We start from the raw sequence: 16,229 nt of genomic DNA, 5'->3' as shown, positions 1-16,229 counted from the left end.
GGTTATTCGGCTGCAACCGCAGCCTTGGCGTTGAAACTGTCGATGATCGCATCGGCACAGTCGCGCCCGTCACGGATCGCCCACACGACCAGAGAGGCCCCGCGCACGATGTCACCGATGGCGTAAACACCGTCCATTTCGGTCTCGCCGGTCTGGAAGGCGGCCTTGACGGTGCCCCAACGTGTCACGGGCAGGTCGGGCTGACCGAACAGGGTGGGTAGGTCTTCGGGCTCAAACCCCAGCGCCTTGATCACCAGATCGGCGTCTTCGACATAATCCGCACCTTCGATCACCTCAGGTGCCTGACGGCCTGTCGCGTCGGGCTGGCCCAGACGCATCTTCTGCACCATCACACCCTGCACCTTGTCGTCGCCGGTAAAGCCCTTGGGCGCGCTGAGCCATTCAAACACCACACCTTCTTCTTCGGCGTTCTGAGTCTCACGCTGCGAGCCAGGCATATTCGCGCGGTCGCGACGGTACAGGCATTTGACCGAGGTCGCACCTTGACGGATCGAGGTGCGCACGCAATCCATCGCAGTATCCCCGCCACCGATCACGACGACCTTTTTACCAGAGGCGTTCAAGCGGCCATTGTCAAAGTCTTCGACCGCATCGCCAAAGCTTTTGCGGTTCGAGGCGGTCAGGAAGTCGATCGCTTTTTCGATCCCGGCCAGACCACTGCCCGGCATAGACAGGTCACGCGATTTGTAAACGCCAGTGGCAATGATAACCGCGTCATGCTTGCCACGAATGTCTTCGAATTTCGCGGCGTCGACGTCACAATTCAACTCGAATGTCACGCCGCCATCGGCCAGCAGGTCGTTGCGGCGCTGCACGATGTCCTTTTCCAGTTTGAAGCCCGGAATACCGTACATCAACAGGCCTCCGGCGCGGTCATAGCGGTCATAGACCGTCACCTGAATACCTGCGCGGCGCAGCATGTCAGCGGCCGCCAGACCGCCGGGGCCCGCACCGATGATACCAACGCTTTCGCTGCGCTCGACTGTGGGGGTGGTGGGTTTGACCCAGCCTTTGTCCCACGCGGTATCGGTGATGTATTTCTCGATTGTGCCGATGGTTACTGTCCCGTGACCGGACTGTTCAATCACGCAATTGCCTTCACACAGGCGATCTTGCGGGCAGATGCGGCCACAGATCTCGGGGAACGTATTGGTCGCCTGGCTGGTCTGATAGGCCTCTTCCAGACGGCCAGTGGCGGTCAGGTGCAACCAGTCGGGGATATTGTTGTGCAACGGGCAATGCGACTGACAATAGGGCACACCGCATTGGCTGCAACGGCTGGCTTGCTCTTCTGCTTTGGCCGAGGCGTATTCGGCATAGATTTCGTCAAAGTCTTCCTTGCGCGTGTCAGCGGCACGCTTTTCAGGCATGGCGCGATCGACTTGCACAAATTTCAGCATCGGTTGCTTGGCCACGGGTCAGACTCCATGAATTGGCTTGGTCGAGTTTCTTTAAGTGATGCAAGGTAGGATGAAAAGTCAATTATGCTGACCTAATTAGTGAATTTGCGATCAAAAATCCTAGGGTCGCATGGAAAAAAGCAAAAATTTAGATCCGAATCGGACCTATATGCGTTCTTTCCTTTTCTTCATCACGCTTATACCCATGAACCGCAAAGAACAGGTGACGATGGCACGGGCAGGTTAATGAGTCTATTTCAACTGATTCTTGCGGCGATCATTCAGGGTATCACCGAATTTCTGCCGATTTCGTCATCCGGGCACCTGATTCTGCTGCCCAACCTGACCGGTCTGGCGGATCAAGGCCTTGCCATTGATGTGGCGGTTCATGTGGGCACCCTAGGCGCGGTGGTTCTTTATTTTTGGTCTGACGTAAAATCAGCCGCAGCAGGTTTGCCAGACGCGCTGCGGGGTCAAACAGACACGCCACAGGCACGGCTTGCGCTTGGTCTGATCATTGCGACGATTCCGACGGTTATCCTTGGCGCCATTCTTTATCAAACCGGGCTCAGCCAGTCTTTGCGCTCGATGGCGGTGATTGGATGGACCATGTTGGGATTTGGTCTGCTGCTCTATTGGATGGACCAGAAAGGACAGCAAAGAAAAAAGGCAAATGACTGGGGTCTGAAAGATGCGGCCATTATGGGTTTGTGGCAAATGCTGGCCCTGATCCCCGGCACATCCCGGTCCGGCATCACGATTACGGGCGCCCGGCACTTGGGGTACACCCGAGAAGACGGCGCGCGGATCGCGATGTTGATGTCGATCCCGACTATCTTGGCATCGGGCATATTGCTTTCAGTCGATGTGATCAAAGAAGCCGACGCTCAACTGGCTATTGACGGAGCAATCGCCGCGCTTTTTGCCTTTGTTGCGGCCCTTCTGGCGCTGTCTTTCATGATGCGCTTGCTGCGCAGCGTCAGCTTTACGCCATACGTAATTTATCGCGTTGTTCTGGGCGTAATTCTGCTGGCCATTGCCTACAGTTGATCAGGTCCGCAGGTTGTCAGCGGATCTTTGAATTTCGTCATACTGACCCGAGGGGCGGAACTTCCAAAGATAGTCCGGCAGAACCGACTCCAGCGTGGCCGGCTCGATCCCAAGATCGGCAAAGCTTTTCGCCCCATCCGACACGACGTTGTCGCGGCGCAGGTTTTTCAGCTGATCCCGCGTCAGAATGCTATTCGGGAACAGTTGGAAACTGACGAACTTAACGATGTCCAGAACCCCGGCCATGATCCGCGCGGCAAAAAACGGCATCCCGATAATCACGCGGCGACGGTGGATCACGTCAAGCATCTGCTGCATGAGCGCACGGAATGTCTTGACCTCAGGACCGCCCAGTTCATACGTGCCGGCCGCAGCCTGCCCCAGAACGCCCTGAACAGCAGCTTTGGCCACATCATCGACATAGACCGGCTGAAACTTCGTTTCGGCCCCGACCAGCGGCAGGAACGGCCCCATCCGGGTCATCCCGGCAAAGCGGTTGAAGAATTGATCCTCGGTCCCGAAAATAACCGAGGGGCGCAGGATCACGGCATTGGGCATATGAGCAAGCACTCCGGCCTCACCCTGCGCCTTGGTTTGCGAATACTCACTGTCCGAATCCGCGTCTGCACCAATGGCAGAAATATGGACCATCCGCGTGATCCCTTGTTCGGCTGCGATCCGCGCGATCCGTTCGGCCCCGTCGGCCTGTACGGCGTCAAACGCGTTCTTGCCCAGCTCGTTCAGCACACCCACGCAGTTCACCACCGCATCCGCGCCCTGCATCGCCGCCGCAACCGACGCATCGTCGCGAATGTTGCACAGGATGGGTTCAACCTGTCCAACCACGCCGTAAGGTTTGACGAACATCGCTTCATTCGGGCGCCTGACAGCGACCCGAACACGCCACCCTTCGTTCGCCATACGTCGTGCGACGTACCTGCCGACAAATCCGGATCCGCCATAAATCGTGACCAGTTTTGACATAGAAGGGCTCCTGCTTTTGGCTCCTGATCCGATCTACCGCCCAAAGAGGCGCGGAACAAGGCGCAATAACGCCGCGTGTAGGGGAAAAACCCTGCCTTTTTCGGGTGCGTTTTGGATGGGGTCAAAAAACTTTTAAAAAACTTCCCGAATCCGGTTGACCCTCCTCGCCAGTGGGCTTAAACGCCCCTCCACGACACCTGCCCAGGTGGCGGAATTGGTAGACGCGCTAGCTTCAGGTGCTAGTGTCCGTATGGACGTGGAGGTTCGAGTCCTCTCCTGGGCACCATCAATCCAAATAAAAACAATCACTTCAACGGGTTGGCATCAATTTCACTACACGAACGCTACACACCAGCGAAGTGGAGTGACTATGCGAGTCGTCATCGATATGGACCACCTGACAACTGATCCCAAGTCCGGGCGATACAAGTACCGGCGTCGTGTACCCAAAGGTCTGGAGCCAGTACTTGGGAAACGAGAGTTCTCTGTTTCGTTAAAAACCAAGGACAAGCAGGATGCCGCACGGCGTTATTGCGAAGTCCATGAGGCGGTAGAGAACGAGATTGCCGCCGCCAGATTGATTGACCCTGAAATGAAGGACTATGAAGCGCAAATAGCGGTTCTTAGGAAACACGGATTGACGCAAGGACGACCCAAAACTCTCGAACCGGTCAGGTTCAACGACGACCTGAAATCATTTGACGACTTCACAAAGGCCGCGCTTAGCGCACGATCCAGCGCAGAATTCGACCAAATTGTCGAAGCGAAGTACCTTGGAGTGAAGCGTCCTGACATCCGTATTCGACAGGTTGTCGACGCCTACCTTAAGGACAGGCGGAACCAATACAACAACAAGAACCTCACGAACCAGACGTCGCTGGTGGTATCGCTGATCGCCGAAGTCATGGGTGAGGAGAACCCCGCTGTCCGAAACATTGGCATAGAAGCCGCTTATGAGTTCAGAAACGTGCTGCGTGGCAATGGTCTGAGTCATGGAACGGTCAAGCGACGAGTCGGGACAATCAAAGCGATACTGAACTATGGGGTACGCCGGTTCGAGATTGACGGGTATACGAACCCATTCAATAACCTCGAAGTCCCAAAACTAGCATCAGAACCCAACGCCAAGGATAGCAGGTTGCCGCTTTCATTGGATGAGATCAAACGGTGTAACGAATACATCCTGTCGAAGAACAAGGACATACAAGACCTTTGGTGCGTATTGGCACTTACAGGCGCTCGTCAGGGGGAAATCCTCAGCCTAGAAAGACAGGATGTGGTCTTGGACAAAAAAGTCCCTCACATTCACATACGGTTCAACTCGTTGTGGCGCGTCAAGGGCGAAGTATCTGAACGAAAAGTACCGATTGTAGGTCCCGCTCTTCGCATCCTCGAAGAGAGGTTAACGGATACTGCGGGGGCGAAGGACCACCCCTTGTTCCCACGCTATGCGCCCCCTAATGGACCAGACGCTGCTTCGACGCTTATGCGTAAAGCAATGGCTCAGGCTGGCGTGTGGGTAGAACTAAAGAAAGTGCCCTATTCACTCCGCCACTCCCACAAAGACTGGCTTGACCGGGTCGCGCCTAGAAATTTGGTTGACCGCGTTCATGGGCATCGTGCCCCCGGATCGGCTGGCATTTACGGTGGAGACGATATGCTAGACCTGTTGCACGAAACACTGGTCCGGGGCTGCACGGAAAGCGGAATAATAGACCTTATGAACAAGCAAGGGTTTGGGGTCAAAAAACTGATGGGTAATCCGTCGAGGTAAATAGCACCACCAGCGACGGGCTGCTTCCCCCCGTACCCCCTTCGAAATAGGAGATGGGCAATCAGATCGTTTTTTTGGCACCTACCCTTTGACCGTAGAGAGGCCAAAAGCCCAACCCGGTAGGTGACCCTACCAAAACTTGTTCCGCCGCTGTACGAGTCACCTGGGTACACGCTTAGGCGCAATTGCACAAAAGGACTAACGTCGGTGCGGGATGCCCAAACCATTGCGGTCCACCGAGCGACTGAAGGCACAAGCAGGGCGCTAGACGGCTGTCTCTTTGAAGCCGGACAAAATCCGGTACACGGATGCCCGACCAATGTTGAGTTGTCTGGCAATTTCTGTGGGCCTGACACCTTTTGCATTTAGGTCCCTGACCTCGTCAGCTTTGGCTTGAGCTGTGGGCTTACGGCCTTTGTACTTCCCTGCCGCTTTGGCTTTGGCAATCCCTTCGCGTTGACGTTCGAGCATAATCTCCCTCTCGAACTCAGCAACGCTGCCCAGAAGGTTGATCATCAGCTTCCCTGTCGGTGTAGAAGTGTCGAGGTTTAAGCCAATGATCTTTAGGTGTGCACCTCGTGCTTCAAGCCGCAGTCGTATGTCCATCAGATGAGCCATAGAGCGCGCCAGACGGTCGAGTTTTGTGACTACTAGGGTGTCTCCCTCTCGGACAAAGGACAACGCCTCTTCGAGGCTTTCACGCGCCTTTACGTCCACTGAGGATACCTGTTCCTCAAAAACGCGTTCGCATCCCTCAGTCTTGAGGTCCCGTAGCTGGGCTTCAAGCCCCGCTGTTTGATCCAGCGTGGATGTCCGCGCATAGCCGACAATCATAGCAACTCCCTTTTTGTCTCGCACGACTCTTAGAGCCAGGAGTCGCTTGTGTCTCAATTATCAAAGGCAACTCCAATGAGTCATTCTGACTCACCGTCTAGGACGTCTCACTGAGCCAAGGTCTAAAAAGACATCTACGACTTTTTTTCGAAACGTGAGATGCACGGCTTGGCCACCCATGCTGAAAATCCAATTGGGCCAATCTACTGGAGCTTCATAGCGGTGGTAGTATTGAAACGTTAGAAAGTTGACGGAATAGTATTTCAGCGAATGTCATACTGTCTTGCCGTCGGAGAAGAATACTGTCTGCTAGTTGACGGAGACCAATAATCTCGGCTCGATTGAAGCTGCCATCTTCACAGGACGCACTTATGCTTTCTGAAAGCTGCTTGAGGTCGCGTTCAATTTCATAATACTCTGAGAGTTCGCGAAAATTGTCGATGTTTCGTGAAAACCTACGCAACGTTTCGGCTACAGGAATACACTCGTCAGCTGAAACGGCTATGGTAGATTGGTCTCTCAAATTGGCCAGCGACAGCAACATTGATGCAGACATTGCCATTACGCCAACGTGTTCGAACTCTTCAGCTGTTTTAGCGTAGTGATCAGTGTATTGAGACGTTGCCGAGGTTGCTGAAAAAAGTGCCAAAAATGCTATTGGGAGACCTCTCTTAAGCATTGGATACGTTCCTTTCACTGTACTGCTCTGAGTTGAGTTTCCTCCGTACTTATTCCTCAAGCGTGTTGAGGTTCAATCCGAAACTAAACCCATCGCCGCAATAGTATTTAGCGGTGCCCAAAGGACGCCCTGTTTTTTGGGACAACAACTTAAAAGTACGTACACGGGAGAGGCGAAGCCCTCCCCCGAATGTTCATACCTATAGTCTACATTAGGATACTCTAGAGACAGTCTCAGGGACTCTCTAGTCTGACCCTCGATCTTACCTCTGTTACGGGGTTGTAGTAGATAATATAACCCCAACAGAAGAGTCCTCTAACTAAAGGATCGTCTGGAATCTCCCTAGCGTCTACTTAGATTGTTGGCAGGAGAATATGTCCGCCTAATTTTGCTAGGGTCGGGCTTCAGGCGATCCCAGCAGAGGTAGTGTTAATTTTACTTCAAAGAAATTGGCCCGATAGTCTCCGAGACACATCAAGATATCGATAAATATTACAATAAGGCGTAAGAGTTGATCATTTAAGTTCGATTTTGATAATTTCAGTTTAGCAAAAAATTCTTCCCATCGGCTCGACGGAGTCAAAGTCAGCAGTTTTTGCCAGACCTTGCTTCGAAGAAAACCTCAGTTCCGGTCTATCTGCGCTGACGACGATCTTTTACGACAACAATACCCGCTTTCGCCAGGATCACAGTAAACAAACCCCCCACCCAACCAACTATTGGGCCGTGAAGCGCAATTGCTGTTCCCATTAGAGCTAAGCCCATATTGCCAACCAAAAGTGTCACTGCAACTGCGCAAAGGATCGGGAAGACGAGTAGTACCTGGATAAACGTAGAGCGGCGACGAAACCAAGCCCAAATCTCGGAGCCAACGGCCTTTACTCGTTTGAACACTTTTCCTCCAATAACTCAATCCAACTTGGAGTGGAGAGTGGCTACTAGATCGACTCAAAAAATTCAGCATATTAAGCGAAGCCGGGTGTCTCTAGGTGTTGCGCCAATAGCGGCGGCTCCTAAAGCACCTACCTACCTTGTGATTTTCTGTCGAACTCTGATCAGGGTTGAAAATGAAGGTCAATCTTCATTCTGAGTTTTGAAAAACAGGAAAAATTTAATTCCCGTGTGGTTCTATTGCTTAACTCCGCTGACTATGCCCGGAGCATGGATTTGTTTTTCGACCCCATATTTTGGGAAACACCAACGTGAGGATTGGACGTAGCTATAAGTCTTACATTGGTCTGAGCCGCTACACAGTGCTTCGCAACGCTCGATTGATATGTCTTTGAAACCCTTTTTCGTGAGATCTGCTCCGAGAAAGTCCGTGTCTTTGAAACGACGGTACGAACTTGCCGTTGGCTTGGAGTACAGATTTGGGCAAGAGGATTCAATCCCGGCCATCATGTTTTTCCCTTTATTTAGGGGCATTGATCGGAAGCCCAAGAATACCGGTGCTTCATAGGTGAATTGAAAAAATACTCCCATTTCCTTGCCGTTCTTAATTTCCGACCAGTACTCGCCTGGGACACTAAAGAACGCGTTTAGCCAACCATTTACTATTTTAGGTTCCTCGATCAAATAGTCTGCGAAAGGATACTGATTTTGGTCAATTTTAATACTAATCGCTCTCATCATTTGAACTTCATCCGTACGTCCCTGCGGATCAAAAATGACATGCATGATCATGCCACGTTTTGGATCAGGGCAAAGAAACATGAGCTTATTTATGCCAAAAGATGTATCACGCTCGCCCTTTAAATACAGATAGCTGGAACCCGTGGATGCGTCTGAAGCGTTCAATGTCCATTCAGTTGTACCGACCCCGTTGTTAGCTACGCCTAGCTCCAGCATTTGATTGAATGAAAGCATCTGTAGCGAATCTGACCCAGCCTTGGTCATTTCAACGAAGAAGCCCGACGGCACATCCATCTCGGATAAGTATGAGATAATTGCAGCTGAAGCCACTTGAGCCATTGCCTCGGCGTCTTCGGCGGGTTGTTCGCTATAAAATCTGTGTACGCCGTAAAGTGTATCTTCCGAAACATACCGGAAATGACCACCTAGAAAAGCAAGTGTGCAAGACGAATAGCAGAAAGATCCTTCGCTACTGTGTTCGCCATTGGCTAGAAGTTTACCGACAGATGTATTGAATCCGTACTTTCTGAACAGGCGCCCTAATTCCATGCCCCCGAAGAGCGATCCACCGGGCGAATTCAGATAGACATTCGAATAGATGGAAACGCCTTCTTCAAGAATTTTAGTCTCCAACCTGGCTGCATCGTTGGCGCCAATAGGCCCTTCTATGTATATGGATCTCGCCGTGCCACAGATCGCTGGTGGGCAGTCTTTCTCCGGGATCACAAATTTTGCTTCAGCAGCTACTTCCGAACCCCAGAATACAACTGCTAGTGCGACAATTGTCCGAATAAGCACTAAGGTCTCCATAGTATGACACAATCACCAGGTAAATTTTGACAAGCGCCGCATCTCTCCAAACGCCTCTTCCGAAGTGATGTAGCTGATCTGGTGTGACAGTGCATTGCTTGCCACTACCAGGGTAAGAAAAGAACAAGGGTCAGCGCGGACACCAATTTTACGCATTGTTGTCGAACATTTCACCGGAACACGTAACCAGCATTTTCCATGCTTTGCTTGGCTTCTTCCGCCATGCACTGCAGGAATCTAGCGTATTCACTCGCGAAGTAGTTAACCTCATCAATGTAATAGCCCAAACTGTTGTTTGCCTGTTCCAAGTCCCCCATTAGACTTTCGTAGTCATAGGGTTCAGTTGGTTCTGTGTTCCAGAAGCTAGGGCTAGAAAAGTAGGGCTCTGAAGGCTCAATACACCAAGCGTGGGCTTTCGCCGTTGGTAGTGCCAGTGTTATTATCACAGTCAAGTTCTGTAGTATCGTCATGACATCGCTATATCACTAGACGTGGTTATTGACAGTAGCCATTTGGCTGACGTTGCTCCCCTTTTATTGTCTGGGTTGAAACGACCTCCTCGGATGCGTCACAGGCGGTCTAGAAGGTACCAAATTAAAGAATGACCGCCCGTAGTGTGTTCGAGACTAACGGACCTGTAGTTGATCTGGTGAAGACAGGATTATTTGTGGTTTGCCCTTATAGAGCTCTATGGTGCCACTGATAGCAATGGTACTTCCCTCATATGTGTGGACGCTAGGAAACTTGTCGCCGTTGTTACGGAAGATCACGGCGTAAAAAACATGATTTGGGTAGCGACCACCGAAATTTATAAAAGTCGTACCTTTACCACTTTTGGAAACTTGGCTGACAACTCCTACGACCGTAGATCGCTCACCAATGTATCCCATTGCTTCCCGAGGCGTAATTTCACCAGCACTCGCGGAAAAAGAGAGTACTATTGTCAGAACTGCTATGGAAAATAGTCTTTGTAGAATAACCATTTTGCTACTCACTTAACTCTTCTGGTTTTTGGTAGTCTTCCGTCGAAAACGATAGAAGGCGTTGGTCCGCCGAAGCTTGGTTCGAAGCTTAAAACCAGCTGATCTAGACCAGGCCAGATTTCAGGAACCAAACTTCGGTCTATGCAATTAGCTAATGGATAGTTGACCGACTTTACCATTAGACAAACGGAAGTTGATATCTGCTTCAGCCTTTAAGCGGTCCACAGCTACCAACGCGGTTCCAGTGATGTTGTTCGAGCAAGTCATCGGCACCGAAATGACTGAATTAGTTGCATTGTTCTTCTGGGAGTTTGTCAGTTTTCCGGTGCATTGCCACCCGTTAACACTAGTGATCGTAAAGCCCTGTTCCAAAGCGTTATTCTGCCAGATTTCGCCAACTACTGGCTCACCGTCTGTCGTTTGACCTGCACCACCTCTAGACATCTCACAACCAGCTACGAACACAACTGTAGAGATTGCTGCTATGCAAGTGAGTACTTTTTTCATTCCGCTGTCCTGTTTGATTTGGTTTTTATGTTCGGGTTATCGAATAACCACGAGGACAACCGCAAGTGGATACTTCTCTACTTCAGCCGAAGTGCCCTATACACAACAGTCGCATTGGCAGGGAAGAAAAGATGGATGATCTACAAGGTAGTTTTTCATTCTCTGAAGGCGAGAACATGCTACGTAAATCGCTACACAAACACTACACACATTGACACTTGGACCCAATTCAAGTTATTGATTTTTATATAACTTGTGTAGTAATCGAGTCCTCTCCTGGGCACCAAATCCCCCGATAACGTATTAATTGTTCTCAGTTGACTTGTCCTAGCTGTGCGGTTGTAGAACATGGCGTATGACAATTCGGTCCTCTTTTTCGTTCAACAAGAACGGCATCTATTACTTTAGAGGCGGGTTCCTCGGGGTCTCCTGAAACACTACCAACGAGGACCGCGCGCTGGTAAATGGCTCGGTCCAGACATTGATCCGTAAGGATGGGGATGAAGTCGAAACCGTTCTGAGCCAATTGAACGAATGTCTGACAGCCTCTGGCAATATGGTTGGTAAATTCACACTAGAACCTGATCTTTCCGGCAATAGTCGGACTGTGCGAACTGCCTGTTACAAAGCCGAGCGCACGGACTAGAATGAAGCGCTTTCCTACTTGAGACGAGCAATGGGCTTTCAAGTTGAATGCTTGCCCTAAGTAATCAACCTTCGAAGATCCCCTCAGAGTTGGCCAAGTGGCGAATGCACCTGTTTTGAAAACCAGTGATTAAAGTCTAAGGGCTTCATGGGCACTTTTGACGCCGTTGTGACAACACCCGTAGCGGAGTTTTCTTTCAAGACGTCCGTCTTGATACTGCCCACATGACCTAACCAATTGACTATGCAGTGTTTGTGTTTCTTATCTTGGGCACCGTATCCTCCACATAGTTGAGAATTGGTATTCCCGCATGCGTATGACGGAGACGCCTGGTCTTTTTGTTCAGGATCTGCATTCCAGCTCGTTCATTTCGGCGTTTCTGGTTTTTGACTGTCGCCTGACACGCTGGTCGAACGCGGGAAATAAACTTGGACCAGAGTCGACACCAAATCTTGCACTTGTTTCGTCCCCTATAAGCTGAGCGTATCTGACCCATGTTCGGAACACAAAAACATCGCGCAGACTGATTATTGACTTGTTGTTTGTCTGCCGCCCAGGTTTCGCAAGTTTCAGATCCCGGAAATAATTCTTTTCATCTGCAGCCCAGCCTTGCGGAGTCTTAAACGGCTTCTGCTCATCCGAATCTTCGTATTTGAAATCAGGATATTCCTGTCCGAATTCGGAGCACCCGTGCGAGATTTTTGCGGGCAGACCACAGATCGCATGCTTGGTTTTCAAGTCGTCAAAAGCAGCAAGACAGCTTTTAGCTTCGGCAAGGCTCTGACAATAAATATAACCCTTGTAGGGATACTTTATGCCACTCCTCAGCTCTATCATGCATTTTCGTGCGTTGTCGTTCGGCAGGTCGAGGTTGAGTAGCATAAAATAGGCCAGAAAAAGATCATCCAGATTCTCGGGCAAAATCTGAACTTTGAAACAATCATGGCACAAGCTCGGGATAACTTTGGTTTCTTTGAAGAATTTCAAACGCACGTCGCAATGCGTATGCTGACCATTGATGGTCAAGACCCGACCAGAGAACATCTGGGCCACAGGGACAACCTGAGTTATGCCCAAGGTTTCCAGAATACTCATCCACTGACGGTAGGCATCGCCGTATACTCTGCGGTCCAACATGCCCAGTCGCCAATCAAACCCCAAAGATTCATTAATCCGGCTTTGGGCGGTTCCGAATGCGCCAAAAGCTGTCGTGCATCCTCGGGGTGTTTCCAACAGATTCACAAGCCGCCGGACACTGGCACCATCATCTGGTTTAATCGCAACCCATTGTTCAAGCTGCCTAACTTGCGCGTCGATGGACATCAAACCTCTCCTGAAACAGAGAAACTCTCTGCCAGCAAGGTGATCGCCCTCATCACGCCTGTCGTCAACTCAAATGCGCAAGAACCGGCAGTTTGTGCCGGTTCTTGACCTTTTTTGATCAGGACACCGCTTGTTCCGCTACGATTTCGCCAAATCGGGTGAAGAACTTGCCCGACAGCTTTTTGGCCGTTCCTGCAATCAGACGGCTGCCAAGTTGGGCGATCTTGCCGCCGACATCGACCTTCGCGGTGTAGGCCAGAATTGTCTCAGCCCCGTCCTCGGTCAACGTGACCTCGGCGCCACCTTTGGCGAAACCAGCCGCTCCGCCCTTGCCTTCTCCAGTCAAAGAAAATCCACTGGGAGCGTTGGAATTGTCTAGTGTGACCTGCCCGGCAAATTTCGCTTTGACCGGACCGATTTTCAGGACCACTTTGGCCTCAAGATCCTCGGGCGAGTTCTGGATCAATTCTTCACAACCGGGAATACACTCCTGCAATATCTCGGGCGTATTCAGTGCTTTGTAAACCACGTCGCGCGGGGCTGCGATGCGGATTTCGTCACTCAGTTCCATTCACGTTTCCTCTGTTCAACAGCATTTCGGAAAAACCAGAAGGGCGGTTTCCGTCGCCTGTTCCGGTGTTTGTTTCGGGCGCTCGGGCCACAGGCGCTTAAGCAAGTTTTTCATCCTGAGAAACCTCCGTCGATTTGTCCGTGTTTCGCCACATCACGATCTCGGCCAGGATTGACAGGGCGATTTCGTGCGGATCTATGGCATGAATGTCCAGCCCGGCAGGGGATTTCAGACGCGCCGCGCGGGCTGGATCCAGACCCTGACCAATCAGCTTTTCCGTGAGTGTTTCGGCTTTGCGGCGGCTGGCCACCATCGACACCCGCGCGGCTTGCGTGTTCAGCGCGGCCCCAAGGGCTGCGCCGTCTCCTTGACCTTGCGAGGCCACGACAACAAAGTCGCGCGCCTCGATACCCAAGTCTTCGACCGTCTCGGGCGTGCTGCTCGTCACCCGAAACCCGGCGAGCGTCCCGTGTTCGCCCAGCGCCTTGGCAATTAACGAGGTGCCAAAGATCACCAATCTTGGCGCGTGCTGATACGGTTCAACCAGCAAATCCACCGTCCCGCCCGAGGGACAGCCGCTTTTGAAGGTTTGCACGCCATCCGGGTCTGTCATGTCGACCACCTTGTCCGAGGGTTTCACGCGGATCATCTGCGGCGCACCGCTGGCCAGCGCTTGTATCGCTGAACTGCGCACCGCGCGCTGCACACAGGCACCGCCCAGATGACCCAATATCCGCCCGTCGCGCGCAATCGCCGCCTTTCCCCCGGCCTTGGCCGAGGTTGCATCCGCTGTGCGCAGCACCGTGGCGACGCAGAAAGGCTCACCGGTTCGGCGCAGGGTTTCGATCGTGTCGAATATGTCGAAATTTGCCATATCAGACTCCTTTCACAACTTGCGAAACTGCGGCTCAAGAGCTGCCAGCGCCTCGAGCGTGTTGGCAGGCAAATGCGCGTCCAAATGGGGTCCGGCCGCCTGCATCGCCGCTGCGATGGGTCGGTAGTCTTTCCATCCCTTCAACGGGTTCAACCAGACGATGCGCCGTGACTTGCGCCGGATGCGCGCCAGAACTGCGCTCAGCGCCTTCGGATCCGAACTGCAATAGCCGTCCGACAGGATCAGAACGATGGTCCGCCCGTTCAAAGCACGCGCGCCATAGCCGTTCAGAAAGCTTTCCAAGCTACCCGAAATGTCGGTGCCGCCGCCGAACCCCTCGGCCATCAAGGACAACCGCCCAGCCGCACGGATCGAGTCGTGATCACGCAGGGCGTCCGTCACCCGCATCAGGCGCGTGTGAAACAGATAAGCATCTGCTTCAGTCCCGCTACCGATCAAACCTTTGAGAAAGGCCAGAAACACCCGCGAATAAACAGTCATCGACCCGCTGACATCGCACAGCGCTACGATCCGCATCGGACGCGGCGGCTTGGCGCGGCGATACAAATCAATCGGCTCACCCCCTCGTGCAAGACTTGCCCGTTGTATCCTCCGCATATCCAACGTAGCGCCCCGCAACGCTTGCTTTCTGCGACGCGACCGCCGATCACGAATGGCACGTGCCAACATCAAGGCCGCCTTTTCAGCCTGCCTTAGAGCCTCGTCATCCATCAACTCGCGCAGGTCCCTGCGTGACAGGTTGACTGTGCGTGTCGCAATCAACTTGCCATCAGTCCCCTCGGCATCGCCTTCGCCCTGATCGGCAGAACCCTCTTGCTCTGCGCTTTCCGCACCCTGTTCGTCGGAATGTGCGGCATCCTGCCAAATCATGGGTTTGGCAGATTGCACCCTCACGTGGCTCGTTTGTGCGACCCCTTCGCGCTGCTTTCCAACGTTGAACCAATAGGCATCGAACAGATCATCAAAACGTCGCCAATCCTCGGCGTCGCTCGCCAGCAACACACATAGCGCCCGGCGGGCCTGATCCGCATCCGTCGCCGTGATCTGAGACAATGCAGACAACGCATCCGCGGTCTCACCCGGACCAACTTGCAGCCCGTTCGACCGCAAATGCGCGATGAACCCGGACATTCGGTCGGCAAGGCCATCGGCCCGAGAAGGAAACCGCGTGACCTGCATCACGCCACCTTGCCGATCAGCCGGTCCATCAGCTCGGGCGGAGCCGCGTCATAGTCCGCAGCCGTCTTCAACAAACATACAAGCGTCGCCTGCACGGCATCGCGCGATTGCGCCATGTCGTTAACGCCCAAACCTGACAGGGCTGCAGCCCAGTCCAACATCTCTGCAATGCCCGGCGTCTTTTCCAAATCTTCTTTGCGCAACGCCTGTACGACCCCAATGATCTGCCGTGCCAGCACGCCTTCAACCTCGGGCATCCGCGCCCGAAGGATCGCCATTTCAACCTCTTTCGAAGGGTAATCAAGGAAACTGTAAAGACACCGCCGACGTAAGGCATCCGACAAATCACGCGTCCCATTGGCGGTCAGGATCACAATGGGCCGAGTCGTCGCTTCGACCGTCCCAAGCTCGGGGATGGTGATCTGAAAGTCGGACAGTATTTCCAGCAAATAAGCTTCGAATTCCTCATCCGCCCGATCAATCTCATCAATCAACAAAACCGGAGGAATATCCTGAGAAATAGCCTCTAATAAAGGCCTTTTCAGCAAATACGCATCGGAAAACAACTGCGCCTCGCCAACCCCTCCCTGCGCCTCCGACGCCCGGATCGCAAGCAGTTGCCGCTGATAATTCCACTCATAAATCGCATGGCTGGCATCCAGCCCTTCATAGCACTGCAAGCGTATCAAACGCGCCTCACGCGACGCTGCCACAGCCTTGGCCACCTCGGTCTTACCCACCCCGGCCGGACCTTCCAGCAACAAGGGCCGCCCCAAAGTCTGCGCCAGATGCAGCGCCATCGCCAACCGATCATCAGCAACATAGCCTTGCGCGGCCAATCCGTTCTGCACATCACTCAAAGTCAAAACCAGGATCCATTCTTCATCTGGCAAAAAATACCTCGGGAGAGGTTCGGAGGGGGCTGGCCCCCTCCGTTCGGT

13 protein-coding genes and 1 tRNA gene are annotated in these 16,229 nt (G+C 52.6%); 3 read left to right on the top strand and 11 right to left on the bottom strand.

Annotation, left to right across the window (positions count from 1 at the left end; all coding sequences use genetic code 11):
* Nucleotides 1–2: 2 nt before the first annotated feature.
* Nucleotides 3–1,436, bottom strand: coding sequence for an NAD(P)-dependent oxidoreductase (locus AC2FNR_RS12715; RefSeq protein ID WP_496849311.1), 1,434 nt, complete (start codon nucleotides 1,434–1,436; stop codon nucleotides 3–5).
* 231 nt (nucleotides 1,437–1,667) lie between these two features.
* Between AC2FNR_RS12715 and AC2FNR_RS12710 the strand changes: the two genes are divergently transcribed.
* On the top strand, nucleotides 1,668–2,471 hold the full coding sequence (locus AC2FNR_RS12710; protein ID WP_170756114.1) for an undecaprenyl-diphosphate phosphatase: 804 nt from the start codon (nucleotides 1,668–1,670) through the stop codon (nucleotides 2,469–2,471).
* Here the strand turns inward: AC2FNR_RS12710 and AC2FNR_RS12705 are convergent, their stop codons facing one another.
* The gene (locus tag AC2FNR_RS12705) at nucleotides 2,472–3,455 is read right to left on the bottom strand and encodes a complex I NDUFA9 subunit family protein (protein ID WP_496849308.1); all 984 of its coding nucleotides are present in this window, start codon (nucleotides 3,453–3,455) and stop codon (nucleotides 2,472–2,474) included.
* A 199-nt stretch (nucleotides 3,456–3,654) separates the two neighbouring features.
* On the opposite strand from AC2FNR_RS12705, the gene AC2FNR_RS12700 reads away from it, so the two are divergent.
* Nucleotides 3,655–3,741: transfer RNA gene (locus AC2FNR_RS12700), tRNA-Leu, on the top strand.
* Nucleotides 3,742–3,825: 84 nt separating this feature from the next.
* The gene (locus AC2FNR_RS12695) at nucleotides 3,826–5,229 is read left to right on the top strand and encodes a DUF6538 domain-containing protein (protein WP_170620976.1); all 1,404 of its coding nucleotides are present in this window, start codon (nucleotides 3,826–3,828) and stop codon (nucleotides 5,227–5,229) included.
* A 264-nt stretch (nucleotides 5,230–5,493) separates the two neighbouring features.
* Here AC2FNR_RS12695 and AC2FNR_RS12690 read toward each other — a convergent pair whose 3' ends face one another.
* The 9 genes from AC2FNR_RS12690 to AC2FNR_RS12650 form a co-directional block, all read right to left on the bottom strand.
* The gene (locus tag AC2FNR_RS12690; protein WP_170620975.1) at nucleotides 5,494–6,063 is read right to left on the bottom strand and encodes a recombinase family protein; all 570 of its coding nucleotides are present in this window, start codon (nucleotides 6,061–6,063) and stop codon (nucleotides 5,494–5,496) included.
* Nucleotides 6,064–6,277: 214 nt separating this feature from the next.
* Complete coding sequence (locus AC2FNR_RS12685; RefSeq protein WP_496849306.1) at nucleotides 6,278–6,742, bottom strand: hypothetical protein; 465 nt, start codon at nucleotides 6,740–6,742, stop codon at nucleotides 6,278–6,280.
* Nucleotides 6,743–7,870: 1,128 nt separating this feature from the next.
* Nucleotides 7,871–9,172, bottom strand: a complete 1,302-nt coding sequence (locus tag AC2FNR_RS12680; protein WP_170696503.1) for a PAN domain-containing protein — start codon at nucleotides 9,170–9,172, stop codon at nucleotides 7,871–7,873.
* Between the two features lie 1,142 nt (nucleotides 9,173–10,314).
* Nucleotides 10,315–10,674, bottom strand: a complete 360-nt coding sequence (locus AC2FNR_RS12675) for a hypothetical protein (protein WP_170620973.1) — start codon at nucleotides 10,672–10,674, stop codon at nucleotides 10,315–10,317.
* Between the two features lie 988 nt (nucleotides 10,675–11,662).
* The gene (locus AC2FNR_RS12670) at nucleotides 11,663–12,643 is read right to left on the bottom strand and encodes a hypothetical protein (protein WP_496849303.1); all 981 of its coding nucleotides are present in this window, start codon (nucleotides 12,641–12,643) and stop codon (nucleotides 11,663–11,665) included.
* 118 nt (nucleotides 12,644–12,761) lie between these two features.
* Nucleotides 12,762–13,214 carry an SRPBCC family protein gene (locus AC2FNR_RS12665; protein ID WP_170755563.1) on the bottom strand — a complete coding sequence of 151 codons (453 nt, stop codon included), beginning with the start codon at nucleotides 13,212–13,214 and terminating at the stop codon, nucleotides 12,762–12,764.
* A gap of 97 nt (nucleotides 13,215–13,311) precedes the next feature.
* On the bottom strand, nucleotides 13,312–14,088 hold the full coding sequence (locus tag AC2FNR_RS12660) for an XdhC family protein (protein WP_496849301.1): 777 nt from the start codon (nucleotides 14,086–14,088) through the stop codon (nucleotides 13,312–13,314).
* A 12-nt stretch (nucleotides 14,089–14,100) separates the two neighbouring features.
* Nucleotides 14,101–15,288 (bottom strand): vWA domain-containing protein, encoded by a 1,188-nt coding sequence (locus tag AC2FNR_RS12655; RefSeq protein WP_496849299.1) that lies wholly within the window; start codon nucleotides 15,286–15,288, stop codon nucleotides 14,101–14,103.
* A complete protein-coding gene (locus tag AC2FNR_RS12650; RefSeq protein ID WP_480498461.1) occupies nucleotides 15,288–16,154 on the bottom strand; it encodes an AAA family ATPase in 867 nt (288 codons plus the stop codon). The genes AC2FNR_RS12655 and AC2FNR_RS12650 overlap by 1 nt, the downstream gene beginning before the upstream one ends.
* Nucleotides 16,155–16,229: the final 75 nt, after the last annotated feature.

The sequence above is a fragment of the Ruegeria sp. SATB045 genome (genome assembly GCF_059613525.1).
Note: the sequence above shows the minus strand (reverse complement) of the source record. Positions and strands in the feature narration are given on the sequence as shown.